Genomic DNA, 22,922 nt, shown 5'->3' with positions numbered 1-22,922 from the left:
CACAAACAGGCTCCCGAGGGAGCCTGTTTTCATGCCATCGCAGCCAACCTAGCTGGCCTTGGGAGCTTTCGCTTGTTCGGCGCGACGTTTGCGCACCTCTTTAGGATCGGCAATCAGTGGCCGATAGATCTCGATGCGCTCACCGGGTTGTACCTGGTAATCGGCCTTAACCTGACGGCTGAACACCCCAAGCTTGTTCTTGGTTAAGTCGATTTCCGGATGACGAGCCAGCATGCCACTGTCACGCACCAATTGCTCGGCGCTGTTGTCCGCATGCGCCTGCACCGAAATCACCGTTGCCCCGTCCGGCAAGGCGTACACCACATCCACAGAAAACCCTTCAGCCACGGTAAACCTCCTTGGCACGTTCGGAAAACGCCATCACCATATTTTGAGCCAGGTCGTTAAAGATCTTACCGAAGGCTTTCTGCGCCACCGGATTGGCAAATTCAAACGACAGGCTCAACTCCACTTTGCAGGCGCTGTCGGTCAGCGCCTTAAAGCTCCAGTCGCCCTGCAGACTGCTGAACGGTCCCTCTTTTAACTTCATCGACACCTTTTCATTCAGGGTCAGGCTGTTAATGGTGGTAAAGCTCTGAGCGATGCCCGCTTTTTTCACCGCAACCGTGGCAACCATCTGCTCGGCTTCGTGGCTGTGTACCTCGCCCCCCACGCAACCGGGAAGAAACTGCGGGTAAGACGCCACGTCGTTGACCAGGTCGTACATCTGCTGCGCACTGAATCGAACCAGTGCGCTGCGGTTTATCTGCGGCATTCACTCAATCTCCCATCAATAATCTGCCGCCATTGTACCAATCCAACGTCTAAGGTCATACCAAATCTGTCTAAGACGGGTATAATGGTGCGCCTATGGCTAAGAAAAATTCAAAGAAATCCAAGCCCACCTCCTCAACCATCGCCCTGAACAAAAAGGCGCGACACGAGTACCACATTGAGGAGAAGATTGAGGCGGGTCTGTCCCTGCAGGGATGGGAAGTTAAGTCCCTTCGGATGGGCAAGGTAAACCTGACCGAAGGCTTCATTCAAATTAAAGATGGCGAGGCTTACCTTCACGCCTGCACCATCACGCCGCTGAACACCGCATCCACCCACGTGGTGGCGGATCCACTGCGCCTGCGCAAGCTGTTGCTCAAGCGCCGGGAACTGGATCGCCTCATGGGTCTGGTGGAACGTAAAGGCTACAGCATGATCCCGACCGCCATGTACTGGAAGAAGGCCTGGGTGAAGCTGGAGTTTGGTCTGGGCTTCGGTAAGAAGCAGCACGACAAGCGTGATGACGCCAAACAACGTGACTGGGACCGTGAAAAAGCCCGGGTCATGAAGGGTTCCAACCGCTAACCGCTTAAACCTTGCCCAGCCTGGGCTTGGAGCCAGCGCGCTTTCGGTGGTATACTGCAGTTTCCTGGGGTCGATTTTGGATTCGACGGGATTCTTGAAACCCAAGGTGCATGCCGAGGTGCGGTTGGCCTCGTAAAAAAGCCGCATTTAAATAGTCGCAAACGACGAAAACTACGCAATCGCCGCCTAAATAGCGGTTAGATCGCCTACCTCCAACCCCCCGCCTATTGGGTGAGGAATCAGGTAGTCAAGCCATATAGGATCGCGTGGCGTCTTCTCCAGTAGACAAAGCGTTAAAACTAATCTGGATCGCCCTAGCAAAGCCTGCCGCTCGGCGCTGCGAAGGGTTAACTAAAAGAGTCGGCTAAGCATGTAGTACCGAGGATGTAGGTTTTTCGGACGGGGGTTCAACTCCCCCCGACTCCACCAAACATCTGAAAAAGCCCACCGCAAGGTGGGCTTTTTTTATGCTTATAATTCAGCACTCTGTCCTACGCAGCACATATTCCGTACTTAGGTAGGATATTATGAAGCACATCGAAGCGATGTGCTTGCAAGGCATCGTGGAATAACTTCCAGTTCGACTGAAGAAAAGCTGGCTTGTACTCAAACTTCTCATCTTCATCATCCTGGCTCTTCTCTTGACCAATCGCCTCATGTTTCCAGGACCCAATTCCTTTAGGTATGAACTCGATATTTTCACTACCAAAAGAAAACGCGCCCTGTGCAATTACCTCGAGCCACTTCTCATGACGTTCCTCGCCATCGTCCATATCGAACTCTAAAAGCAGGTCACTGATGAGATTACTATCCGCTTCTGGCAACCCTGATTGAGCTTCTAGACTCATTGAAACGTCACCCTCCAAGTAGCATTGAATAGCTCGGCACATCGCGTCTGCAGCATCGCAGAAGATTTGATGATTATCCCGACTAACAGTATGACCGAGACCATCAATGTAGTTCCATTTCAGGTAAGGCCTGTCCGGGTAAGATAGAGACGCCCCATGGCCCAAAGGAGAGGTTTCATTGACAAAGTAGCTACTAATTTTGTCAAACAGACTTTCATCCTTTTGGGGTTGAATAATCTCAATATCTGAAACTTCGTTGACTTTATGAATGACCCCAGCAAACCCTTGGTGAGCAAATGTGTCAGCATAAACATGCAACGCAATACCTAATCTAAACAGAGCATAAGGTTTATTCTTGTCACTCACTGCCCCCTTGAGCATATCTCTAGCCGGGGGACTATCTGGCCGACAAATTAACTTGTCGATAAAATTTCCTTCTGGATTTGTTCCAGCCTCCATACCTCCATTTCCTGGCAAGAAATGAAACGGAATCCAGACTTGGTGATTTGCCAATTCCAAAGAATTGCGATAATCCAACATCTTATGGGCTGAAGATATACGGTGGTACATAGCGCCGTTATCAAATCCAATGGCTCCGCCATTAGTCGCTTCATCGACATACTCTGCTGAGTAAGCTACGAGGTGTGCCTCAGGATGAGACATCCCAGCTAAACGACAAACGACATAAGTTAAAGTGTGATGACCATCTATCTGCATAATTTCTTCTCCTTGAAGTTACACAGGGATCAATTTACTTTTTTAAGGGCCTCATTGTTATGACTGGCATCAACGGACAACCATAAAGTCGGCACGATAGTAGTCAGTTAACTCCGGGTAGTGAACTAAGCCAATGGTAGCTAATTCTCTAAGTGATGTAGAAACATTAGAGCCATTGCAGGCAGATCCGGCAGCTCTTATGGCTTATCAGGAATGAAGCATCAAGCCTTGAGGCTTACCTCTCTGCTCATACGCCAAATCAAGTGCTTTTCTGTCAGCTTTACGTCGAGTTTCTTCAACAAGACTAACCACCAACTCACCTGCTGTGCATGACCGTTGTGTCAAGTATTACCAACAGTGTCGGCCTAGAAGCCAGACTGCGCATTCCGAGCCCAATTTCTTCATCAGACTGCGTACACGAAAGCGGCCTATCTAATGCCCTTGAATACATACCATAAACTCCTAGCTTCGACTTCTGAGCAGGTTTTCTCATAACCTCCTCCATCTGACACTGACTAGGAGGCCAACATGGCAATCACTGGATACTACCGCGTCAGCACCCAGAGCCAGAACCTCGATGCCCAACTGCAAGAACTTTCAGGCTGTGACAAGGTGTACCGGGAAAAGATTTCCGGAGCCCGACAACACCGCCCCCAGCTTGACGCCATGCTCGACTATGTCCGAGAAGGCGACACCGTAGTCGTAACCAAACTCGACCGCCTTGCCCGAAACACCAAGCATCTGCTTGAGATCAGCGACTACCTCACTAACAAGGGCGTCGCCTTGAAGATCCTCAATCTGGGCATTGATACCCCCCCACTGGCAAGCTGATGCTGACTATGATTGGAGCCGTTGCCGCCTTTGAGCGGGAGTTGATGAAGGAGCGGATCGCAGGCGGCATTGAGTCTGCAAAGGGTAAGGGCACTAAGTTCGGAAGACCCAACAAGGTGAAATCGCTCACGAAGGAGGTTGCAAAACTTCAAGCACAAGGGTTGAACAAAAGTCAGATAGCTCAATCACTTGGAATAAGCCTGAGTACGGTGTACCGTTCAACCAAAAGGTAACCATATCAAAGGGCTTCGCCCTTTCTTTCTCTAATCGTAGATATGGGGAGCAACAATTTTGAAATCAGGAGAGCAGGCGTGTGAGTAAACGAAGAACCTCAATCCCTGAAAAGGTGAAGCAGACCCTTCGTGAAGAAGTTGGGTTCGGGTGCCCAGTAAAGGGGTGCGGAAATCCATACCTTGAGTACCATCACTTTGATCCACCTGTTCATATCGCTCCCCACAACGATCCGAAGGGGATGATTGCTCTTTGTGCTCAACACCATAAAAAAGCCGATGGTGATGCCTACACAATCGAACAGCTTCACGAGTTGAAACAGGATAAGGCGAATGCTGCACACGTTCGAGGTAATCTTGACTGGTTGAGGCATGAGATGCTGGCCGTAGTAGGTGGCTCGTTCTACTACGAAACGCCTGTAATACTTGAAATGGATGGCGTTGAAGTCATTTCGTTAAAGCGTGACACCGATGGTTACCTCCGCCTAAGCGTAAACATGTTAAGTCTCTGTGCAGAGGATCGCCTCGTTATTGACCGAAACTCATGGGAAAACATTGGGAAACCATCAGATCTGAGGAGCCCCCCACAAGGTAAGGAATTAGAAGTTCGCTACCCCAACGGGGATTACCTTCATGTGAGATTTATAGAGTTGCTATCTCAGGCTCATGCCGACAAGCGATACAACAGCCACCCCCTTAGAGAACAATCAGCCTTCAGCTATCCAATTACCGCAGTAGAAGTCAATTTAGTCATCGAGGGCACTGGTATTGAGTTCAACCCCAGAAGCACTAATATTGGATTTGGTACCATGACCGACTGCTTTCATGCCCATTGCGGCACTGCTATCACAGTATCGAATTCAGGAATACCGTGGGCTCAGAACCCTGTTGTCAAAAAAGCTCCAATAATAGAGACGGAATCCGGCGGAAACGTCATCAGAGTGGACTTCAGAACCCGATAAGGCCGCTTACTTCGGGTGTTGAAAAGAACCAATGTCCTGCACCATAAAAAGTTGTTAAACAACTGAATAGTAAGATATAAAAGCAATTAAATATCGGTATAAGTAGTGTGTATCGTGCACTCAAAAGTAATACGGGGGAGTAACTCCCCACTATTAATAAGGAACAAGCTGATGAGCAATGACAAAGCATCGGGGGCATTCGACACTAGCCAGATAAATGCCAGTGATTATCATGAGAGCGACTTCTTGGACACATGCAAGAAGCACTTTAAGGCAATAGGCCGTGAAGCGTTAGAGAGTGCCTTTCGCCTCTACTTCGCTCTAGACAGCAAAAGCTGCACTTCCAAGCATAAGGCCGTTATTTACGGGGCCCTCGTTTACTTGGTGGCCCCAATAGATGCCATTCCAGATCTCACCCCTATGCTCGGTTTCACCGACGATGCTGGTGTACTCGGAGCGGCTCTGTATGCCATCGCTGATTCGATTGACGATGATGTTAAAACACGAGCAGACGAAAAAGCAGGCGAGATTTTCGACTCCGACGAAAACTAACTTCATCTATAGGTACTAACAAAATGGATGGTGATGTGGCCCTTCTACTCAGGCTATCCCCTTACATACTGGTGCTGTACGTAATATACCGCCTATGCCGCAATCCAAAACGATGATGATAGGCAGTAAAAGGATGATGCTTATCACATAGACTCCTATTCATCACTGTGCCACAACCCACGCACTAAAAAGCCAGTGTGGATAGGGGGTTAGGTATCGGGGCTGAATCGACCCCGACTCCACCAAACATCTGAAAAAGCCCACCGCAAGGTGGGCTTTTTTTATGTCTGATTCCCCCTATCCTGGCTGCCGTCACAGCGAAACAACAATGCATCCATCTCCATCCACGCCGCCAGCACCATCGGGCACTCAAACACCCGCTGCCCCTTTGGGTGACGCAAGCGGTGTTCGGTCAACAGGCCATAGCTCAGTAACTCCTTCAAGGTGCCATCGGCCCGTTCGATGGGCCAGCGCTGCTGGCGCATCAGTTGCTGGTGAGTGGTAATCGGCTGCTGATACAGGGTAGCAATCAAGGTGGCGGCATCGGCACTGGGCAGGCGCATGGCCAACTGCTGTTGCACCTGGCGGTGCGCGCTCAGCACACAGTCATCGAAACGCGCACTGATGGCCACGCTCCAGTCCAGCGCCCGCTGCCAGAAGGCAAATACCCCTTGCCACTGACCGTCTTCCAGAGCGGTAGTGGTGTCGAAATAGCCCTTATGACGCTGGCTGAGTCGATACAAAATCGGGCTGACAAACCGCCCCTCACTGGCCATCGACAACCGAAACAGGTGATCACACAGCACCCGGTTCACTCGACCGTTGCCGTCGTTAAACGGGTGCAGGCAGATAAACTGTGTGGTGCAGGCGATGGCCTGACCGATGTTCCAGAGCGACACCTCTCGCACGTACTGGCACCAGTCCCCCACCAACCGATGTAGAGTTTCTGGCGACGGTGGCACCCAGTTGGCACTGTCCGGTGAATGGCCACCAATCCAGTTTTGCACCTCACGAATGCGGCCGGAACGTGGGTGATGGGGATCCAGCGTATGGTGCAGCTGACACAGCAAGGCTTGAGAGAACGGTTGCCCCTGTAATAACTCGATGCCACGAAGGTAAGCCTCGGCCTGCTCATGCACCGATTCCGCCAGCGGATCGGCGGTGGCCAGCCCGGCGGCAATCAACCCCAATCGGCGTCGGGACACGGTGCGCCCCTGCTTCAGGCACACGCCGCCGCCCAGGTAACGGGCCAGAAAACGGCTGTAATCGAACGCCACCGGTAACGGCGCTTTGGCAAACGTCGGCGCCCGGGGCGCCTGTTGAAACGGAATTCGTTGTTCACTCAATCCCGGCGGAATGAAGCACTGATACTCAGCGTGGGTTGCCGGCCAAATCTTGGTTAGGTACATAGTGTCTCAGGGTGCTAAAACGGGGCCGTGGTGGCGACCCCGTAAAGTGGTTATCCAATCACAGTGAGTAGCCCACCAGCCGACTCTCAAATCCGAACATCTGATTGAAAGACTCGTAGCGACCGCCGGAGCCCCAACCGCCCTTGCCATACACCTGGGCATCGCTGTTCAGGCAGTAATGGCCGGCGCTGTTGCGACCCACCGAGTTGCGCACGTAATTCACATTCCAGGCGCGATCCACCTCCACCACCATGCCGGCAACCGGCTTGGTGGGGTAGCTGTCGGTGATCACCTCATTGCGGGAGAAATCCGGTATTACCGTGTCATTGCTAAAGCAGATCTGAGCACTGCGACTGCGTTTGCACGGGCCGATGGCACAGCCGCCCCGGGACACGTCCAGGCGCACACTCTTGTACCTGGGGCCCTTGTAAGTGATGTGTTCGAGGCGATCCATGCACTGGCCGCCATTGATGCCATCGATGCAGGCCGAGTCGTTGGGCAGTTGGCACTTGCCCCACTCGCTCTGCTCGGCGCAGTAGCTGCTGTTCATCACCACCAGCGCCTTACCGGCATCGCACATGCCAGACTGGGTCTGGTTGTTGTAATAGAACTGCTCTCCCAGGGCATCGGCGGTCATCAGCGCCGGTTCGTCGCCCACGGTCTGGTTGTCCAGCATCCAGCAGCGTTCGCGAACCTGAGCATCCAGGCGACTCCAGGTGGCCAACTTGTCGCGGTAGACGGGATAATTGGCGAATACGTCGTAATGGCTGTCACCGCTAATGGGCGCCGGAATCGGGTATTCCCGGTCGGTACTCTTCACCACCACCAAATCGTTGTTGTCCGACTCGGAAAAGCGCTGCAAAACGTCCATCAAGGCGTTGGGGTGCTTGAGGCGCAAGATGTTGCTGCTGTCACTGCCCCCGAGCTGAGTCACCAGCACTTCGAAGCTGTACTTCTTGTACTCGTTGTTGATACTGGTGCGCTCGCTGGTGTCAAAGTTGCCGTCGGCGCCATAGGCGCTGAGCTTGGCTTTGAGGCCGGCGGTGGTGGTCTTGGTTTCGCTGTAGGTCTCGCTTTGATTGACGATGCGAATGGTCGCCAGCAGCTCCCGCCCAGTGGTAATGGAGTCGATGTAACGGTCACCGCAGCCTTTGCGGAACTCCAGCTTGCGGCCATCCACCAGCTGCTGCACATTGTGGCTGGCCATGCCCATCACCTGGGCTGGCTCGGCGCTGAATTGATTCTGATGATCGGTAAAGCGAGCCACAATCACCGAGGTTTCGGTAACCTTCTCGGTTTCCGAATACAGGGCTTTACGGCCTGAGGAACCAAAGCTAAAGCCGCCGAATTTCAGCCCCAGGCCACCGGACTTCTCCAGTCCCAGGCTGCGCTGCAGCTTCTCGTAGGTATCCACCTGGGTGAAACTGAAGTTCTGCTCATTGATGCGCAGCGGGTAGCCGTTAACCCGAGCGTCCCCCTGAGCCACCCAGCAGTTGCTGCTGACAATGGGCTCGCCCTTGAGGGCATCAATGCCCCGCCCCAACATACCTCGGGCCAGCGCCAGCTCACCGCCGCTGTAACCGGTACCGTTGGCGCTCTTCAGTCGCGTTTGCCTGGCCGCTATCGAGGCGCTGGCAAGCAATTGTCGGCTCAGCGCCACTGCCGGCAGCGTCTGAGTACTGCCACTGACGCTGGGGTTGACCACGTAATAGGGGCTGATCTGATCCCTAGAGCAACCGGCGCTGTTACAGGCTTCCACAATAAACCGCACCGGAGTGTCGCCATTCGGCCCCGGGTCACTGGTGCCGGTATCGGTGCTGGTGCTGGTGTCTTCGGCCGCCGCCAGTCGCTGCACCGAGGCAGCGCCCAGATTATGGCTAACACTGCCCGCCTGGCTGCGGGTGGCAATCAGTTGGCGCCCGTAGCCTTTGGACTGCTTATAGACTTTGTAGCTAAAGCCGTCACCAATGCCAACGCTGTTGGACGCTCCCCAGCTTAACGTCACCAGATCCGAGCTATCGGTCTGAGCCACATAGAGCTTTCGCGGCTCGCTGGGCGGCAGCGGATCCGGGTCCGGCTCGGGTTCATCACGAGTATCACTGTCGAGGCTGTACAAGCCGGCCTTGGAGGCCGGGCCCGACCAGCCCCAGCCCTGTTCGACGCCTTCGGCCAGTTGCTGAAAACCAGCCTGATCTTCATAAAAGCCGCTGTCGACGTCGCCGCCGTCGGGCAGCCCGGTTGCCTGAGCGCCGAGGCTGAGCCCCGCCAGAGCCAGGGCCAGTGCGTTCGTCCTAAACATAAATCCTGTCCTTGTGGTTGTTAGCGGCAGAAACCGTTCTGCCGACACCCTTGGCGCACAGCGCCGGGCATTCAAAGACGAAACTTACCTGAGTGCCAGCGATGGCTGATGACAGCCCAGGCGCAGACCGCGGCCAAACCCAACCCGAATCCAATTCAATCGATACCGAAAGCACCGAGCTCAAGCCTCAGGGCAGTGTCTCACGACCACCGAAATAAATGTGGCACCTGGCGGTTAAAGGCAGTAGTTACAACCAGTTACATGCGATGGCGACTTCAAAGGTAGGAAAGAGACACAGCCCCTCTGCCAGGGGGCGGGGCACTGACAGTCAGCGCTGTGAGCTAAAAACGAAGGTGCGGAACGGAAGATTGCCCTAGCAACAACGCTGCAATCGCTCCCGCCCAAGACGAAAAATGCCTACAGAATCGATGACCCATCGCTGCCACTGCGACACTGCCGATTCAATGCATCGAAAATTTCGTACCGATCAACGGCCAAAGAGAATGGAAATGCGGCCCAAAAACCGCAATAATGGATGCAAATGATAACTATTAGCGGAAGCAAATGTCGTCGTCGCTGAAAAAGTTGAAGAAGTTGGCCAAAGCCGGCCGCACTGCCACAGCCAAGCCAACTCGCATCTTGCCGGGCCCGTCGCCCCAGGTGCGCAGTGAACTGCTGTCCATCACCCAGGATGCCGGTCTGTCTGCCGCCCGGGAATTGATGGGCCCGCTAAATCCGCTGTTGTCGTGGTTTAATGAGGGCGGCAACCTCACCTTTCGACCGATGAACTCAACCGCCCAGGCGCCTCAATCCAGAGCCGTCACCAACAACCTGTCCCTGGCCCGCCTGCCACTGAAATCCCCTCCCTGCAAGCGCTGTCCAGCCAAGATGGGCGGCATCTGCAACTGCGCCCGTAAAAAATTCGCCCTATAATCGGAAAATAGCGGTGAGAAAAAGGCATAGGCAGCGCCAGTCTACTGCCCGTCAATAGGAACAAGAACGACCTTTACGCCCCGAGGGCACAACGATGCGACACTGAAGGTCGCAGGAAGAGTGACAATCAGGCAAACGCCAACGCACGGACCATGGTGGGACCGATGGCTCGCTTCAGCGCCATCATTGCCACCCCTTTCACCAGGGTCTTAGAACCGTTTTTCACCGCATTTTCGACAAAGGCGCTGCGCTGCTGGCTGCGTAACCAGCCATGGCTCTCAACGGTCTCCAGTAATGAATCGGCATCGATCTCATTATGATCAAACACAATCGCCACCGAGCCAGCGTAACGCTTATGGGTTACACTCAGTACCGCGTCAATCTCTTTAAGTTGCTCAATCAGCTCAGCCACTTGCTCAGGGTGATTGAGAATGAACTCGGATCGAACCCGCAGGCGACGCTCGGTCTTGTGAATGTAGGTACTCATAACAACATCCTGAATGAGATTGATTACCATTTATACTAGCTTGTTTCTTACAGGAAAACAACGGAAATTCTTTGATCCAGGACAGGTTTTTGGATGCTTTTTCGTGTGAGAATCCGCTTTATTCTTCCTGCCACTAGTTGATTGATATTTATGACCGAATGGACTTCAGAAGTCTTAAAACTGAGACAGTGGGTGCACGTCGCCCACCACATCCCCGGGCGCATAAGACTGAAGTTCAACTCCACGCTGATCACCCAGATGGCGCGATTTAAAGCCGAAAAAGCGATGGAGCAGGCCACCCAGTTTCCGCCATTGAAACGCTACCAACTGAACACCAGCAGCAACAGCCTGATCCTGGAATACGATCACGGCGTAATTTGCCCTGATCTGCTGGATCAGCTGTTTAGCCCATGCGAGCAGCAGGCCAGTAATGCCTGCACCACACTGATCACCACCTTAACCCCAATTTATCAAGCCGGAGTCAATCACAATGAGTAACAAGGACGAGCAAAACATGGCGTACCCTCCTTACGGTTACCCCCATATGCACCCCCATTATCAACACCCGGCGATGTACCCCTATCCGCCGCACATGCATCAGCCAATGTACCCACACATGCAGCAGCAGATGCCACCTCAAATGCAGCAGATGCACCAACAGATGCATCAGCAGCAGGTGCCCCACGGCCATCACCCCCACTACGCTCAACCGCCGCACCAGGGCCAGCAGCAAGACTCCGGCTTTGACCCACTGATGGCTCAAGGTCAGCAGATGCTGGAAGGACTGATGGGCGAACAAGCCGGTATTTTCAAAGACCTGATGCACAAGCTGGGTGTGGACGACAAAGAGTTCTGGAAAGGGGCGATGATCGGCGCGGCAGCGGCACTGATCCTCAGTAACGACAACGTCCGTGGCAACCTGATGAACCTGGTCAGCGGCGCCGGCGACATGCTGAAAACCGGTACCGATAAAGTCAAACAGACCGCCACTCAAACCGCCTCCAGCGTCAGCGACAACGTCTCCATGACCAGCGATGTGTTTAAGGATACTTTCGCCGCCGGTAAGGCCGGGTTCAAAGAATCCGTAGAGCGTCATCGTCAACCCGAGGCCGCCAAGGCACCGCAAGCCGCCGCGCCACAGGCCGAGGCCCCGGTAGCCGAAGCGGACGCCGGTAATGAGTAATGGCTCCAACCAACTGAGCCCGGCCAGCCGCACCATGATCGCCAGCGCCTTGCTGGGAGGCACGGCATCGGCGGTATCACAGTGGTCTCAGTACCAAAATGGCGAACTGGCAGTGAACGACATGACCACCAAGGTGCTCAAGGACGCGGCCAAAGCCGGTCTGGCCGGTGGCGTGGCCACCGCCGTGGCCGGACAGATGGCCGGCAGGCCGGTGTTGTCTCTGGCCACCGTGCTGTGCGCCGGTGCCGCCAGCCTCTACCTTATTGACGAATTAATGGAAAATCGCAATGAACAAGACTCCTAATCCCTATTACTACCCTTACGCTCAGCAGCCTGTGCAGTCTCAGCCTGCGCCTTACCAGAGCCAGAACTCCCGCACCCACCTGCTGACCGGGTTGGTCGCCGGCGCGGCCGTGGCCTACCTGCTGTCCAACAAGAAAGTGCAGCAAGGCGTTGCCAACACCGGCACCAAGGTGTGGTCAACGGTTCGTGGTGAAGTGGAAGAGCTCAAGGAGCGCCTGGAAGACACCCAGGCCGAACTGGAGTACTACCGCAACCTGCATAAGGAAGACTGATGACTCACGTTGTGGTCAAACACCACATTCCCGGACGCGTTCGCTTCAGGCTCGGGGCTGCCCAGCCCTTAGAGGGTCTGTCGGAGTGGCTGCGACTGGGACTGCTGTCGGTGCAAGGCGTACAATCGGTTCGGGTCAACGAAGCGGCCCAGTCACTGGTTGTGAGCTACGACGCCGACCTGATTCAATACCAGCAAATCAGCGAACGGCTGCAGCAACTGGACTGGCAACAGGCGGTTCAGGGCGACAGTGAGCACCAGTTTACCCGGGGTGACATTGCGCTCAATACCCTGGGTCTGCTGGCCGCCTGCTTCATTCCCAAAGGCTACGCCGCCGCCTCCACCCTGACCCTGATCGCACCGACCCTGAACGAAGGGGTCGAGCAGCTCAAGGACAAGAAGCTGGGCGTGGAGGTGCTGGATGCCATCGCCATTGGCCTGTCGGCCTGGCGCGGCGATTACAAGACCGCCATGCTGACCCAGACCCTGCTGTCCACCGGTGAGTACATGGAGCAGGAGACCAGTCGCAACAGCGATAACCTGCTGGCGGAACTGATGCAGCCGAAGCACAGCACCGTATGGGTAGTCCGTGACGGCCAGGAGCAACAGATCAGTTCCGAGGCACTGGTGCTCAGCGACGAAGTGTTGCTGGGACCGGGTGACATGGTGCCCGCCGACGGTCACATTGTCGACGGCACGGCCCTGGTGAACCAGGCCAGCCTGACCGGTGAATCGGTCCCGGTGCGCCGGGAAGACGGCGCCTACCTCTATTCCGGCACCGCCATCCACGACGGTAAGGTCAGGATGCGCATCGACAAGGTCGGCAGTGAAACCACCACCGCCCAGATCGCCGCCATCATCGCCCAGTCTCTGGGCGAAAAGAGCCAAACCCAGCTGGCGACTCAGGAGATGGCCGAACGACGGGTGAAAATCACCCTGGCCATCGGTACCGCAGTCTTCGCCATGACCCGGGATCTGGAGCGACTGGCGTCGGTATTCCTGGTGGACTACTCCTGCGCCCTGAAGCTGTCCACACCGGTCACCTTCAAGTCGATGATGTACCGTGCCGCCAAGCAGGGTCTACTGCTTAAAGGCGGCCGTGCCATGGAAAACCTGGCTCAGGTCGACACCTGTGTGTTCGATAAGACCGGTACCCTGACCTATGGCGATCTGGAAGTGACCGACGTGATCTGCCTGCGAGAGCAGGAGAACGCCAAGGAGTTGCTGGCCATGGCCGCCTCGGTGGAGGAGCACTGCAATCACCCGCTGGCCCAGGCCATCGTCAACGCCGCCAAGCACCACGCCCTGCCCCATATCGAGCACGGCGAAGTGGATTACGTCATCGCCCATGGACTGAAAAGCTCCATCAATGATCATCCGCTGGTGATTGGCAGCCGCCACTACCTGGAAGCCCATGAAGGGGTCGACTTCAGCAGCCTGGAGCAAACCATCGGCCAGTTGGAGTCGGAAGGGAAGCATCTGCTGTTCATGGCCAATGAACATCAGCCCATCGGGGTGATCGGTCTGCGGGATACCCTGCGCCAGGAGGTGCAGCAAACGCTGCAACAACTTCGCGACAGTGGCATTCGCAACCTGGTGCTGCTCACCGGTGACACCGCCTCCAAGGCGCGTCAGTTGACCGAGGAACTGGGTTTCGACCTGTACTTCGCCGAAGCGACTCCGGACAGCAAAGCCGAAGTGGTGGACAAGCTGCAACAGCAGGGGCACAAGGTGCTGTTTGTCGGCGATGGCGTCAACGACGCCCCGGCCTTGTCTCAAGCGGACGTCGGCCTGGCCATGGCCACCGGTACCGACCTGGCCCATCTGGCGGCTGACGTGGTGCTGTTGCAGGACAACCTGTTGGGCATCGCCCAGGCCCGGCAACTGGCACAGGAGGCGATGACGCTGATCAACAGCAACATTCGCCTGACCGAAGTGGTCAACAGCGGCATCATGCTGGCCGCCGCCATGGGCTGGCTCAATCCGGCAGCCAGTGCGCTGTTGCACAACGGCACCACCCTGGCGGTGCTGACCCGGGCCATGGCAGCCCGCAACGGCTAACCGAAAACCCGGATTCAAAAAGCGGCGCACAAGCGCCGCTTTTTTTTGCCGATTTTCCCCATCAGAATCGGCGCCGAAAAATTGCGCCATTCGAGCAATTTCCCACCACCCCTTCAGCGATGTGACAGCGGGTTCTCGAGACGACTGGTCAGACCGCGAAAAACGCGAAATGTTGTTGCTTGATCATCTTTAAAATCCGGTTGTCGAGCACAAAAAGCCCGCCAAATGTCGCCACCATCACACAAACCTATGATTAAGAAGGGTAAAAACGCTTATTCCTTAACAAATTGGATAAGCCGGCCACACTAATCTTGTAACTTTACAAGTAAAAACTTTCAATTTGAGTGCCAAAATGTGACATCTCTATCGGAAGTCTGTTCAAGTGTGATTTATCATTTTTCGTCCTATTTCTAACGGTTGATGTTTGCGATGGCGAGTTCCTCAGACCAGGTAAAAACAATAACGAAGGGCCTAGATGTGCCCATTGCCGGCCAGCCCCGGCAACTCATTGAATCCAGCCTGAGCCCATCCCACGTAGCCCTGCTTGGCGAAGAGTACGCCGGGCTCAAACCCACCATGATGGTGGAGGTGGGTGACGTGGTGAAGAAGGGCCAGCCTTTGTTCGAAGACAAAAAGAACAAAGGGGTGATCTACACTGCGCCCGCCAGTGGCGTGGTGACCGCCATCCACCGGGGGGCCCGCCGGGTGCTGCAGTCAGTGGTGATTCGCATCGAAGGCGAAGAGGCGATGCAGTTCGATGCCTACGACGACCTGACCTCACTGTCCCGCACCCAGGCACAATCCAACCTGATTCGCAGTGGCCTGTGGACCGCCCTTCGCACGCGTCCGTTTTCCCGGGCTCCGCAGCCGGGCAGTGCCCCGGCGGGCATCTTTGTCACCGCCATGGACACCAACCCTCTGGCGGCGGATCCCCGAATCATCATCGACGAACAGGCACGCGCCTTTGCCGATGGCCTGGCGGTACTGACGGCACTCACCGACCACAGCGTTCATCTATGCCATGACGATCAAGGCAGCCTGCCTGGGCACGACCTGCCTCGGGTCGAGAGCCATCGTTTCGGTGGCGTCCACCCGGCCGGGCTGGTGGGCACCCACATTCACCATATCCTTCCGGTGAGCCTGGAGCGCCAGGTGTGGCACATCGGCTACCAGGACGTCATTGCCGTCGGCAAGCTGTTCACCACCGGTGAGCTGTACACCGACCGAGTGGTTTCCCTGGCCGGACCCAGCGTTGCCCAGCCGCGACTGGTTCGAGTACCTCAGGGGTCAGAGTTAACGCCACTGCTGCAGCAGGAATTGAAGCCGGGATTCTCCCGAGTGGTGTCCGGCTCACTGCTGTCTGGCCACACCGCCGCCGGCCCACGGGATTTTCTGGGGCGTTACCATAACCAGATTTCCGCCCTGACCGAGGACACTCAGCGCCAATTAATGCCCTGGGCCCGTCCCAGCCGTCAGCGGTTCTCCATCGCCCGGGCGGTTACCTCGCTGTTCACCCGCAACAAGAAATTCGACCTGACCACCCACTCCGGCGGCTCCAAGCGCGCCATCGTGGCCTATGGCCAGTTCGAAAAGGTGATGCCGCTGGACATTCTGCCGACCCTGCTGCTGCGTGACCTGATCTGTCAGGACACCGACGAAGCCCAGGCCCTGGGGGCATTGGAGCTGGACGAAGAAGATTTGGCCCTGTGCACCTTTATCTGCCCGAGTAAATACGACTTCGGCAAAGAGCTGCGCACCTGCCTGGACATTATTGAGAAGGAAGGGTAATGACTGATCACAACCAACGTGGCCAGGACGCCTACTACGCCCACGGTAACTCCATGAAGGATTACCTGCGCTCGCTGTTCATCACCTATGCCCGGCCGACGTCGGGTAAGGTGCACGTTCGCGATGGCATCGACGTAAAACGCACCATGCACGTGGTGATGCTGTGCCTGATGCCAGCGATGCTGTTTGGCATGTACAACCAGGGGCTGCAGGCTCAACTGGCGCTGCAAGCCGGTGCGACCGCCGCCGATGCCTGGCAACTGGGCGTGTTTAACGCCCTGTTCGGCCCCCTCGGCCAGAACAGCTCCGCCGTGGCACTGTTTGGCTACGGCGCCAGCTTCTACCTGCCTATCTACGCCACTGCACTTCTGGTTAACCTGTTCTGGGAAGTGGTGTTTGCCCGGGTTCGGAACCAGGAGCTGCACGAAGGCTTCTTCGTCACCTCCATGCTGTTCGCCCTGGTGGTGCCAATCTCCACCCCGTTGTGGATGGTCGCCATGGGCATCAGCTTTGGTGTGGTGATGGCCAAAGAGGTGTTTGGTGGCATGGGCTGCAACTTCCTCAACCCCACTCTGGCCGGCCTGGCGTTCCTGTACTTCGCCTACCCCACTGTCTTTGGTGCCAGCGGTCAACTGGTGGCCGTGGATGGCTTCAGCGGCGCCACCACTCTGGCCCAGGCGGCAGCGGGCAAAGTCCCCTTTGCCGACTACCCCTGGTATCAGGCTTTCAGTGACGCCGCCTGGTGGGATGCCTTCCTCGGCTTCACCCCTGGCGCCGTCGGTGAAACCAGCACCCTGGCCCTGCTGATTGGCGGCAGCCTGTTGATGCTGTCGAGCCTGGCCTCCTGGCGCATTGTCGGCGGGGTGTTCATCGGCATGGTCGCTACCGCCACCCTGTTCAACCTGATTGGCTCCACCACCAACCCCATGTTCGCCATGCCGTGGACCTGGCACCTGGTTAGCGGTGGTTTTGCCATCGGCATGCTGTTTATGGCCACCGACCCGGTCACCAGCACCTACACCCGTAAAGGCCGCTGGGCCTACGGTGTACTGATCGGGGTGATGGCGGTATTGATTCGGGTCATCAACCCCAAGATGGCCGAAGGCATGATGCTGGCGATCCTGTTCAGCAACCTGTGGGCACCGATTTTCGATTACCTGGTGGCGCGAGCCAACATCAAACGGAGGCAGGCACGCAATGGCCTTTAATAAAGATTCTGTGCTCGGCACCATGACCTTCAGTGTGGTGTTGTGCCTGCTGTGTTCCTTTATGATTACCGGCACCGCCGAAGTCCTGAAAGAGCGCAAGCTGGTCAAAAAACGCAGTGAGCTGAAGCGCTACGTACTGGTGGCCGCCAACATTGAGGGCGACGTCGAAGAGATGTTCGACAAGCACGTCACCCCGGTGCTGGTGAACCTGGACAGCGGCAAGGCCGCCGACCTGAGCGAAAAAGAGATTCTCGACTTCGATGACCGCATGGCAGCCATCAACCCGGATACCTCGATCAAACCCAAAAAAGATCTGGCCCGCATCAAGCGCCGCGCCAATCAGGCCCGAGTATTTAAAGTCGTCGACGATAACGGCCAGTTGACCAGCGTGGTAATGCCGATTCACGGCAAAGGGCTGTGGTCTGTGGTGTATGGCTTTGTGGCGATTCAGCCCGATCTCAACACCATCGAAGGGCTGGTGATCTCCGAGCATGGCGAAACCCCCGGCCTGACCGATTTCCTCAAGGATCCGCAGTGGCTGAAGGGCTGGCACGACAAGCAGATCTTCGACGACAGCGGCAAGCCGGTACTGGCAGTGGTCAAAGGCGGCGCCAAAGCCGGCGACAGCCACGGCATCGATGGCGTCAGTGGCGCCACCAAAACCGGACGCGGTTTGCAAAAAGCCGTGCGCTTCTGGTTCGGCCCCGAAGGCTACCAGACCTTCCTGAACACCCTGAACAAGGAGGCCTGAGGTGAGTAACGCAACCAAACAGGTTCTGACAACCCCGATTTTTGCCAACAACCCGGTCGCCATGCAGGTGCTGGGGGTGTGCTCCGCCCTGGCGGTCAGTAACTCCATGGAAACCGCCGTGGTCATGACCCTGGCGGTAACCTTTGTACTGGTGTTCTCCAACCTGATTATCTCGCTGATCCGCAAGATGATCCCCAACAGCGTGCGCATCATCGCCCAGATGACCGTCATCGCCTCGCTGGTGATTGTGGTCGACATGGTGATGCAGGATGTGGCCTATGAACTGTCGCAGAAACTGTCGGTGTTTGTTGGTCTGATCATCACCAACTGCATCGTCATGGGGCGGGCGGAAGCCTTCGCCATGAAACACGGCCCACTGATGTCAGTGGTGGACGCCCTGGGTAACTCCATGGGGTACGGCGTGATCCTGATCGGCGTCGGCTTTGTCCGCGAACTGCTGGGCAGCGGCACCCTGTTCGGCTACGAGGTGATCACCACCGCCGAAAACGGTGGCCTGTACCTGGCCAACGAGATGTTCAAGATGCCCCCCAGCGCCTTCTTCCTGATCGGACTGATGATCTGGGCCATCCACGTCATTCAGCGCAAAAAAGGCTAAGGAATCTCCATGGAACATTACATTAGCCTGTTTATGCAGGCGGTCTTTATCGACAACATGGCGCTGTCGTTCTTTATGGGCATGTGCACCTTCCTGGCCGTGTCCAAGAAGGTGTCCACCTCCTTTGGCCTTGGCGTCGCAGTCATCGTGGTTATGGCGCTGGCGGTACCGGTAAACCAGCTGATCTACGTTAACTTTCTGAAACCGGGCGCCCTGGCCTGGGCCGGCCTGCCCAACCTGGATCTGAGCTACCTGAAGCTGATCACCTTCATCGGCGTGATTGCCGCCCTGGTGCAGATTCTGGAGATGGTACTGGATAAGTACGCGCCGGCCCTGTACCAGACCCTGGGGATCTTCCTGCCGCTGCTGACGGTCAACTGCGCCATCTTTGCCGGCGTGATCTTCATGGCCAACCGCGATTACAACATGACCGAATCGGTGGTGTTTGCCCTGGGTTCCGGCACCGGCTGGGCTATGGCCATTGTGCTGCTGGCAGGCTTGCGCGAGCGGATGAAGTTCTCTGCCATCCCTGAGGGGCTACAGGGAATTGGCATCACCTTTATTTCCACCGGATTGATGGCGCTGGGCTTTATGGCCTTTGCCGGCGTCTCTCTGTAACCGAATCACCAGATTAAGAAGGTAACGCAATGGAAATGGCAATCGGCATCAGCATGTTCACCGTGGTGGTGTGCCTGCTGGTCGCGGTGATTCTGTTCGCCAAAAGCAAACTGGTCGCCAGTGGCGACGTCACCATCGGCATCAACGACGATCCGAACAAAACCGTCACCACCCCGGCCGGCGATAAACTGCTGGGCGCCTTGGCGGGCCAGGACATCTTTATCCCCTCCGCCTGTGGCGGCGGCGGTACCTGTGGTCAATGCCGGGTGCATGTGAAAAGTGGCGGTGGTGAGATTCTGCCCACCGAACGCGATCACATCACCAAGAAAGAGGCCAAAGAGGGCTGTCGTCTCGCCTGCCAGGTGGCCGTGAAAGGCGACATGGAGCTGGAGCTGGAGGAGGAGATCTTCGGCGTTAAGAAGTGGGAGTGCGAGGTGGTCTCCAACGACAACACCGCCACCTTCATCAAAGAGCTGCGTCTGAAGATTCCGGAAGGGGAAGAGGTGCCGTTTAAAGCCGGTGGCTACATTCAGATTGAAGCCCCGGCGCACCACGTCAAGTACAGCGATTTCGACATTCCGGATGAGTACCGTGATGACTGGGACAAGTACAACCTGTTCGAGCTGGAGTCTCGGGTCGACGAAGACGTACTGCGTGCCTACTCCATGGCCAACTACCCGGATGAGAAAGGCCTGATCATGCTCAACGTGCGCATCGCTACGCCGCCGAGCAACGACCTGCCTCCGGGCAAGATGTCGTCGTTCATCTTTAACCTCAAGGCCGGCGACAAGGTCACCATCTCCGGACCCTTTGGCGAGTTCTTCGTGAAAGAGGACAGCGATGCAGAGATGATCTTCATCGGCGGCGGCGCCGGTATGGCACCGATGCGCTCGCACATCTTCGATCAGCTCAAGGGCAAGCACACCAAGCGCAAAATGAGCTTCTGGTACGGTGCCCGTTCCACTCGGGAGATCTTCTATCAGGAGGATTTCGATACCCTGGCGGCCGAGAACGACAACTTCGAGTGGCATGTGGCGCTGTCGGATCCGTTGCCGACCGATAACTGGGACGGCTACACCGGCTTCATTCATACTGTGCTGCTGGAAAACTACCTGAAGAACCACAAAGCCCCCGAGGATTGTGAATTCTACATGTGTGGACCGCCAATCATGAACTCCTCGGTGATCACCATGCTTAAAGAGCTGGGTGTCGAGGATGAGAATATCCTGCTGGATGACTTCGGCGATTGATCTTCGTGGGCAGCCTTTTCGGCTGCCCCTTTGTCTGTTAAGGAGCAGTTATGACGGCCTTTATTGCCACCTTTTGTCTGATGTTGCTGGTGATTCTGATCATGTCGGTGGGGTACCTGTTTCGGCGCAAATCCATTGCGGGGTCCTGCGGTGGCCTGGCCGGAGTCGGCATCGACAAAGCCTGCGACTGCCCCGAGCCCTGCGACAAGCGCAAAGCCAGGATGGCCGCCGAAGCGGAGCAGCAGCGCCGCCAACAGTACCTGCAACAACGGATTTTGTAACCCCTCGAGGGCTTGCATAAAGATTCAGTTAATTCAGCCGCTTGGCCTATACTCCCACGGGCCTTTTTTTGCTAACATTCCGGCCATCTTTGTTCGCTGTTGCTCACCCTGACGTCAACAGCGTTACCAGCCGGGAGTCGAAATGAAACCCTTGTTTGCCCTGATGCTGGCCGCCCTGGCCGCTCAGGCATCTGCCGCCACCGTTGATCTCAGCATCGAGCTGTCCCTGCCAGGCAGCGACCCTATGACCCTAAAGGTCAGCCCCGAAACCAACGAGTGGGCCCATTACCCACTGGGCGACTACCAACTCTCTATTCGCCCCAGTACCGATGCAGAACAGGCCGAAGACATCATTACCGTCGACGCCATCCTGACCCAGGGCGCGGGCAACAACACCAACCAACTGTTAATGCCAGCCATTACCGTGCTGTCTGGCGATAAGGGCGCCATCGAATTGGGCCAGCCCCCCCGCTCGGTCAATTTTTCCGTCAGCGCCACTCTGGCAGACTGAGCCCCCGTCTCTGTAGGAGCGCCGACCATGGCCAAACCCAACAAAAAGGCCCCGGGTCGCTCGGTCGACGTGGTGTGCAGCAACTGCAACCACAAGCTGTACCGCTACAAAAAGGGCGGCAATGGTGCCCTGGTAAAGTGCTTTAAAGAGCGCATCAGCGAGGACTACACGGTCACGCCCTGTGTGTGCCCGGGCTGCGGCGCTACTTTTGCCCGAGACACCCTGATCCGGGGGACCCCGGCGTTTAAGATGATCGGCGGCAAGGTACGAATGAAATAGGACGGCAAAGACGACTTTGCCATGGCTGAATCTCACTCAAGCAACCGACACCCCTAATAATCACTTCCCCGTCTGCGCTGTCGCCGCCCTTGGCATAAACCATTGCCCCTTAATGACGACTGAGGACAATTCGAAGACAATGAGAGCCAGATCTCACTTCGCAACAATTGTTTTCATTTTATTACCTGATTGTATTTCTTTTTCTTGTTTACCTTTGCCTAAATGATTCATTGGTGATAGCGTTTCGCGTCCAATATTAACTTCATGGCGAAACTTTAGAGCCGACTAATTTACAAAAATATAATTGTAATAGGCCTAAAAAAGGTAAACACAATGAGAACTGGCTTACTTTTAGTCGCTCCCATTTTATGGGCTGCGTCTTTTTTGGTGCATGCCGAAAATATTCAGGACCGGTGGGTTACCCCTGAGAAAAGCCGCTGGTCTGGCTTTATTAGCTTCGACTACACACAAAACAAATACAGCGCAAACGCATATCTATCTGAGCGGATATATTCTGGTACCGCCATTATTCGATACGCGCTTAATAAAGACTCCCGGCTCCAGGCGGTAATCTCCGGCTATCATTCAGACGACGGTGACGACTACGGCAGCCAGGGTGACTTCTGGAATGACACCTCCCTGTCATGGTCAGAAAATAATGTATGGAATCCGACAGATAGCGTAACAATGAGCACCGAACTGCGGGCTATCTTCCCCACTTCCAGGCTGTCGCAACGGCAGGATCTGGAGTTTTCTGTACGGGGTGGAGTGCGATTCAGTTTCGATCTCAGCGAATACGTAAAGGGGCTTTATATAGGCAACAATATAAGGCTAAGAAAGAACTTCCATGAATACGAAAGCGCGGGTGGTCAGCCGATGACCGAATATCAACTCAGCGACTTAATCACCATGGATTACTTTTTTGCAAAACGATTCAATTTCAGTGCTTACATTATCGTTCGCCAGAGCTGGAATTACGACGGTGGAGATTTCTACCCTGACCTGATTCACGGGGAAGAGTTCGGTTATCAGTTATCCGACAACATCGACCTCGCTTTAGGTATGACCAATGGCATTACCTATTACAACCAAGCACGCGGCACGAATCCAATTCACGATCTGATCGATTTGGACAAAATGAACTTTTATTTCGTCGCCAACTACCAGTTTTAAAT

Annotated in this window: 27 protein-coding genes and 1 other RNA gene; 22 read left to right on the top strand and 6 right to left on the bottom strand. The window is 55.6% G+C overall.

Annotated elements, in window-relative coordinates:
- Nucleotides 1-48 precede the first annotated feature (48 nt).
- Both J8Z22_RS04665 and J8Z22_RS04660 read right to left on the bottom strand, forming a co-directional pair.
- Complete coding sequence (locus tag J8Z22_RS04665) at nucleotides 49-348, bottom strand: RnfH family protein (RefSeq protein WP_028113939.1); 300 nt, start codon at nucleotides 346-348, stop codon at nucleotides 49-51.
- Nucleotides 341-775 carry a type II toxin-antitoxin system RatA family toxin gene (locus J8Z22_RS04660; RefSeq protein WP_028113940.1) on the bottom strand — a complete coding sequence of 145 codons (435 nt, stop codon included), beginning with the start codon at nucleotides 773-775 and terminating at the stop codon, nucleotides 341-343. Before J8Z22_RS04660 ends, J8Z22_RS04665 begins: the two co-directional genes overlap by 8 nt.
- 95 nt (nucleotides 776-870) lie before the next feature.
- Here J8Z22_RS04660 and smpB point away from each other — a divergent pair, with 95 nt between their 5' ends.
- Both smpB and ssrA read left to right on the top strand, forming a co-directional pair.
- On the top strand, nucleotides 871-1,359 hold the full coding sequence (smpB, locus tag J8Z22_RS04655) for an SsrA-binding protein SmpB (RefSeq protein ID WP_028113941.1): 489 nt from the start codon (nucleotides 871-873) through the stop codon (nucleotides 1,357-1,359).
- Between the two features lie 66 nt (nucleotides 1,360-1,425).
- Nucleotides 1,426-1,788: a transfer-messenger RNA gene (gene ssrA, locus J8Z22_RS04650) on the top strand.
- A gap of 62 nt (nucleotides 1,789-1,850) precedes the next feature.
- Here ssrA and J8Z22_RS04645 read toward each other — a convergent pair.
- A complete protein-coding gene (locus J8Z22_RS04645) occupies nucleotides 1,851-2,924 on the bottom strand; it encodes a DUF6765 family protein (RefSeq protein ID WP_252009116.1) in 1,074 nt (357 codons plus the stop codon).
- 528 nt (nucleotides 2,925-3,452) lie between these two features.
- On the opposite strand from J8Z22_RS04645, the gene J8Z22_RS04640 reads away from it, so the two are divergent.
- The 4 genes from J8Z22_RS04640 to J8Z22_RS04625 all read left to right on the top strand — a co-directional run bounded on the left by J8Z22_RS04640 (nucleotide 3,453) and on the right by J8Z22_RS04625 (nucleotide 5,499).
- Nucleotides 3,453-3,755 carry a recombinase family protein gene (locus J8Z22_RS04640; protein ID WP_252009111.1) on the top strand — a complete coding sequence of 101 codons (303 nt, stop codon included), beginning with the start codon at nucleotides 3,453-3,455 and terminating at the stop codon, nucleotides 3,753-3,755.
- Complete coding sequence (locus J8Z22_RS04635; RefSeq protein ID WP_252009094.1) at nucleotides 3,755-3,988, top strand: helix-turn-helix domain-containing protein; 234 nt, start codon at nucleotides 3,755-3,757, stop codon at nucleotides 3,986-3,988. Before J8Z22_RS04640 ends, J8Z22_RS04635 begins: the two co-directional genes overlap by 1 nt.
- An 80-nt stretch (nucleotides 3,989-4,068) precedes the next feature.
- Nucleotides 4,069-4,947, top strand: a complete 879-nt coding sequence (locus J8Z22_RS04630) for an HNH endonuclease (protein ID WP_252009091.1) — start codon at nucleotides 4,069-4,071, stop codon at nucleotides 4,945-4,947.
- A gap of 171 nt (nucleotides 4,948-5,118) precedes the next feature.
- Nucleotides 5,119-5,499, top strand: a complete 381-nt coding sequence (locus tag J8Z22_RS04625) for a YkvA family protein (protein ID WP_252009088.1) — start codon at nucleotides 5,119-5,121, stop codon at nucleotides 5,497-5,499.
- Nucleotides 5,500-5,780: 281 nt separating this feature from the next.
- On the opposite strand, the gene J8Z22_RS04620 is transcribed toward J8Z22_RS04625, so the two are convergent.
- Nucleotides 5,781-6,908: a Fic family protein gene (locus J8Z22_RS04620; RefSeq protein WP_252009085.1), complete on the bottom strand. Its 1,128-nt coding sequence runs from the start codon at nucleotides 6,906-6,908 to the stop codon at nucleotides 5,781-5,783.
- Nucleotides 6,909-6,966: 58 nt separating this feature from the next.
- Nucleotides 6,967-9,207 carry a hypothetical protein gene (locus J8Z22_RS04615; protein ID WP_252009081.1) on the bottom strand — a complete coding sequence of 747 codons (2,241 nt, stop codon included), beginning with the start codon at nucleotides 9,205-9,207 and terminating at the stop codon, nucleotides 6,967-6,969.
- Between the two features lie 564 nt (nucleotides 9,208-9,771).
- On the opposite strand from J8Z22_RS04615, the gene J8Z22_RS04610 reads away from it, so the two are divergent.
- Nucleotides 9,772-10,140 carry a hypothetical protein gene (locus tag J8Z22_RS04610; RefSeq protein WP_252009078.1) on the top strand — a complete coding sequence of 123 codons (369 nt, stop codon included), beginning with the start codon at nucleotides 9,772-9,774 and terminating at the stop codon, nucleotides 10,138-10,140.
- Between the two features lie 127 nt (nucleotides 10,141-10,267).
- Here the strand turns inward: J8Z22_RS04610 and J8Z22_RS04605 are convergent, their stop codons facing one another.
- A complete protein-coding gene (locus tag J8Z22_RS04605; RefSeq protein WP_156897076.1) occupies nucleotides 10,268-10,627 on the bottom strand; it encodes an HMA2 domain-containing protein in 360 nt (119 codons plus the stop codon).
- A gap of 150 nt (nucleotides 10,628-10,777) precedes the next feature.
- Between J8Z22_RS04605 and J8Z22_RS04600 the strand changes: the two genes are divergently transcribed.
- The 15 genes from J8Z22_RS04600 (at nucleotide 10,778) to J8Z22_RS04530 (ending at nucleotide 22,920) form a co-directional block, all read left to right on the top strand.
- A complete protein-coding gene (locus tag J8Z22_RS04600; RefSeq protein ID WP_051252797.1) occupies nucleotides 10,778-11,125 on the top strand; it encodes an HMA2 domain-containing protein in 348 nt (115 codons plus the stop codon).
- Nucleotides 11,118-11,810 carry a hypothetical protein gene (locus J8Z22_RS04595; RefSeq protein ID WP_252009075.1) on the top strand — a complete coding sequence of 231 codons (693 nt, stop codon included), beginning with the start codon at nucleotides 11,118-11,120 and terminating at the stop codon, nucleotides 11,808-11,810. The genes J8Z22_RS04600 and J8Z22_RS04595 overlap by 8 nt, the downstream gene beginning before the upstream one ends.
- Nucleotides 11,803-12,114, top strand: a complete 312-nt coding sequence (locus tag J8Z22_RS04590; RefSeq protein WP_028113944.1) for a magnetosome protein MamC — start codon at nucleotides 11,803-11,805, stop codon at nucleotides 12,112-12,114. Before J8Z22_RS04595 ends, J8Z22_RS04590 begins: the two co-directional genes overlap by 8 nt.
- Entirely contained in the window at nucleotides 12,098-12,385 is a 288-nt protein-coding gene (locus J8Z22_RS04585) for a YtxH domain-containing protein (RefSeq protein ID WP_028113945.1), read from the top strand. The genes J8Z22_RS04590 and J8Z22_RS04585 overlap by 17 nt, the downstream gene beginning before the upstream one ends.
- The gene (locus J8Z22_RS04580; protein WP_028113946.1) at nucleotides 12,385-14,445 is read left to right on the top strand and encodes a heavy metal translocating P-type ATPase; all 2,061 of its coding nucleotides are present in this window, start codon (nucleotides 12,385-12,387) and stop codon (nucleotides 14,443-14,445) included. The genes J8Z22_RS04585 and J8Z22_RS04580 overlap by 1 nt, the downstream gene beginning before the upstream one ends.
- Nucleotides 14,446-14,874: 429 nt before the next feature.
- Nucleotides 14,875-16,233, top strand: a complete 1,359-nt coding sequence (locus tag J8Z22_RS04575) for a Na(+)-translocating NADH-quinone reductase subunit A (RefSeq protein ID WP_252009072.1) — start codon at nucleotides 14,875-14,877, stop codon at nucleotides 16,231-16,233.
- Nucleotides 16,233-17,441 (top strand): NADH:ubiquinone reductase (Na(+)-transporting) subunit B, encoded by a 1,209-nt coding sequence (locus J8Z22_RS04570; protein WP_252009068.1) that lies wholly within the window; start codon nucleotides 16,233-16,235, stop codon nucleotides 17,439-17,441. Before J8Z22_RS04575 ends, J8Z22_RS04570 begins: the two co-directional genes overlap by 1 nt.
- Nucleotides 17,431-18,192, top strand: a complete 762-nt coding sequence (locus J8Z22_RS04565; RefSeq protein WP_028113949.1) for a Na(+)-translocating NADH-quinone reductase subunit C — start codon at nucleotides 17,431-17,433, stop codon at nucleotides 18,190-18,192. Before J8Z22_RS04570 ends, J8Z22_RS04565 begins: the two co-directional genes overlap by 11 nt.
- Nucleotides 18,193-18,253: 61 nt before the next feature.
- Nucleotides 18,254-18,808, top strand: a complete 555-nt coding sequence (locus tag J8Z22_RS04560) for an NADH:ubiquinone reductase (Na(+)-transporting) subunit D (protein ID WP_371878127.1) — start codon at nucleotides 18,254-18,256, stop codon at nucleotides 18,806-18,808.
- A gap of 9 nt (nucleotides 18,809-18,817) precedes the next feature.
- Nucleotides 18,818-19,426, top strand: coding sequence for an NADH:ubiquinone reductase (Na(+)-transporting) subunit E (gene nqrE, locus J8Z22_RS04555; RefSeq protein WP_028113951.1), 609 nt, complete (start codon nucleotides 18,818-18,820; stop codon nucleotides 19,424-19,426).
- Between the two features lie 29 nt (nucleotides 19,427-19,455).
- Nucleotides 19,456-20,676: an NADH:ubiquinone reductase (Na(+)-transporting) subunit F gene (gene nqrF, locus J8Z22_RS04550; RefSeq protein ID WP_252009065.1), complete on the top strand. Its 1,221-nt coding sequence runs from the start codon at nucleotides 19,456-19,458 to the stop codon at nucleotides 20,674-20,676.
- A gap of 50 nt (nucleotides 20,677-20,726) precedes the next feature.
- Nucleotides 20,727-20,957 (top strand): (Na+)-NQR maturation NqrM, encoded by a 231-nt coding sequence (gene nqrM / locus J8Z22_RS04545; RefSeq protein ID WP_028113953.1) that lies wholly within the window; start codon nucleotides 20,727-20,729, stop codon nucleotides 20,955-20,957.
- A gap of 142 nt (nucleotides 20,958-21,099) precedes the next feature.
- The gene (locus J8Z22_RS04540; protein ID WP_252009063.1) at nucleotides 21,100-21,468 is read left to right on the top strand and encodes a hypothetical protein; all 369 of its coding nucleotides are present in this window, start codon (nucleotides 21,100-21,102) and stop codon (nucleotides 21,466-21,468) included.
- Between the two features lie 27 nt (nucleotides 21,469-21,495).
- Nucleotides 21,496-21,747, top strand: a complete 252-nt coding sequence (locus tag J8Z22_RS04535) for a hypothetical protein (protein WP_028113955.1) — start codon at nucleotides 21,496-21,498, stop codon at nucleotides 21,745-21,747.
- 333 nt (nucleotides 21,748-22,080) lie between these two features.
- Nucleotides 22,081-22,920: a hypothetical protein gene (locus J8Z22_RS04530; RefSeq protein WP_028113956.1), complete on the top strand. Its 840-nt coding sequence runs from the start codon at nucleotides 22,081-22,083 to the stop codon at nucleotides 22,918-22,920.
- Nucleotides 22,921-22,922: the final 2 nt, after the last annotated feature.

This window comes from Ferrimonas sp. SCSIO 43195 (assembly GCF_023716685.1).
Classification (GTDB): domain Bacteria; phylum Pseudomonadota; class Gammaproteobacteria; order Enterobacterales; family Shewanellaceae; genus Ferrimonas; species Ferrimonas kyonanensis.
Note: the sequence above shows the minus strand (reverse complement) of the source record. Positions and strands in the feature narration are given on the sequence as shown.

What these genes read in the sequence shown, in the direction of transcription:
- J8Z22_RS04660 (WP_028113940.1), bottom strand. Translation starts at nt 775, where the DNA reads ATGCCGCAGATAAACCGCAGCGCACTGGTTCGATTCAGTGCGCAGCAG.
- smpB (WP_028113941.1), top strand. Translation starts at nt 871, where the DNA reads ATGGCTAAGAAAAATTCAAAGAAATCCAAGCCCACCTCCTCAACCATC.
- J8Z22_RS04645 (WP_252009116.1), bottom strand. Translation starts at nt 2,924, where the DNA reads ATGCAGATAGATGGTCATCACACTTTAACTTATGTCGTTTGTCGTTTA.
- J8Z22_RS04640 (WP_252009111.1), top strand. Translation starts at nt 3,453, where the DNA reads ATGGCAATCACTGGATACTACCGCGTCAGCACCCAGAGCCAGAACCTC.
- J8Z22_RS04635 (WP_252009094.1), top strand. Translation starts at nt 3,755, where the DNA reads ATGCTGACTATGATTGGAGCCGTTGCCGCCTTTGAGCGGGAGTTGATG.
- J8Z22_RS04625 (WP_252009088.1), top strand. Translation starts at nt 5,119, where the DNA reads ATGAGCAATGACAAAGCATCGGGGGCATTCGACACTAGCCAGATAAAT.
- J8Z22_RS04620 (WP_252009085.1), bottom strand. Translation starts at nt 6,908, where the DNA reads ATGTACCTAACCAAGATTTGGCCGGCAACCCACGCTGAGTATCAGTGC.
- J8Z22_RS04615 (WP_252009081.1), bottom strand. Translation starts at nt 9,207, where the DNA reads ATGTTTAGGACGAACGCACTGGCCCTGGCTCTGGCGGGGCTCAGCCTC.
- J8Z22_RS04610 (WP_252009078.1), top strand. Translation starts at nt 9,772, where the DNA reads ATGTCGTCGTCGCTGAAAAAGTTGAAGAAGTTGGCCAAAGCCGGCCGC.
- J8Z22_RS04605 (WP_156897076.1), bottom strand. Translation starts at nt 10,627, where the DNA reads ATGAGTACCTACATTCACAAGACCGAGCGTCGCCTGCGGGTTCGATCC.
- J8Z22_RS04600 (WP_051252797.1), top strand. Translation starts at nt 10,778, where the DNA reads ATGACCGAATGGACTTCAGAAGTCTTAAAACTGAGACAGTGGGTGCAC.
- J8Z22_RS04595 (WP_252009075.1), top strand. Translation starts at nt 11,118, where the DNA reads ATGAGTAACAAGGACGAGCAAAACATGGCGTACCCTCCTTACGGTTAC.
- J8Z22_RS04590 (WP_028113944.1), top strand. Translation starts at nt 11,803, where the DNA reads ATGAGTAATGGCTCCAACCAACTGAGCCCGGCCAGCCGCACCATGATC.
- J8Z22_RS04585 (WP_028113945.1), top strand. Translation starts at nt 12,098, where the DNA reads ATGAACAAGACTCCTAATCCCTATTACTACCCTTACGCTCAGCAGCCT.
- J8Z22_RS04580 (WP_028113946.1), top strand. Translation starts at nt 12,385, where the DNA reads ATGACTCACGTTGTGGTCAAACACCACATTCCCGGACGCGTTCGCTTC.
- J8Z22_RS04575 (WP_252009072.1), top strand. Translation starts at nt 14,875, where the DNA reads ATGGCGAGTTCCTCAGACCAGGTAAAAACAATAACGAAGGGCCTAGAT.
- J8Z22_RS04570 (WP_252009068.1), top strand. Translation starts at nt 16,233, where the DNA reads ATGACTGATCACAACCAACGTGGCCAGGACGCCTACTACGCCCACGGT.
- J8Z22_RS04565 (WP_028113949.1), top strand. Translation starts at nt 17,431, where the DNA reads ATGGCCTTTAATAAAGATTCTGTGCTCGGCACCATGACCTTCAGTGTG.
- J8Z22_RS04560 (WP_371878127.1), top strand. Translation starts at nt 18,254, where the DNA reads ATGCAGGTGCTGGGGGTGTGCTCCGCCCTGGCGGTCAGTAACTCCATG.
- nqrE (WP_028113951.1), top strand. Translation starts at nt 18,818, where the DNA reads ATGGAACATTACATTAGCCTGTTTATGCAGGCGGTCTTTATCGACAAC.
- nqrF (WP_252009065.1), top strand. Translation starts at nt 19,456, where the DNA reads ATGGAAATGGCAATCGGCATCAGCATGTTCACCGTGGTGGTGTGCCTG.
- nqrM (WP_028113953.1), top strand. Translation starts at nt 20,727, where the DNA reads ATGACGGCCTTTATTGCCACCTTTTGTCTGATGTTGCTGGTGATTCTG.
- J8Z22_RS04540 (WP_252009063.1), top strand. Translation starts at nt 21,100, where the DNA reads ATGAAACCCTTGTTTGCCCTGATGCTGGCCGCCCTGGCCGCTCAGGCA.
- J8Z22_RS04535 (WP_028113955.1), top strand. Translation starts at nt 21,496, where the DNA reads ATGGCCAAACCCAACAAAAAGGCCCCGGGTCGCTCGGTCGACGTGGTG.
- J8Z22_RS04530 (WP_028113956.1), top strand. Translation starts at nt 22,081, where the DNA reads ATGAGAACTGGCTTACTTTTAGTCGCTCCCATTTTATGGGCTGCGTCT.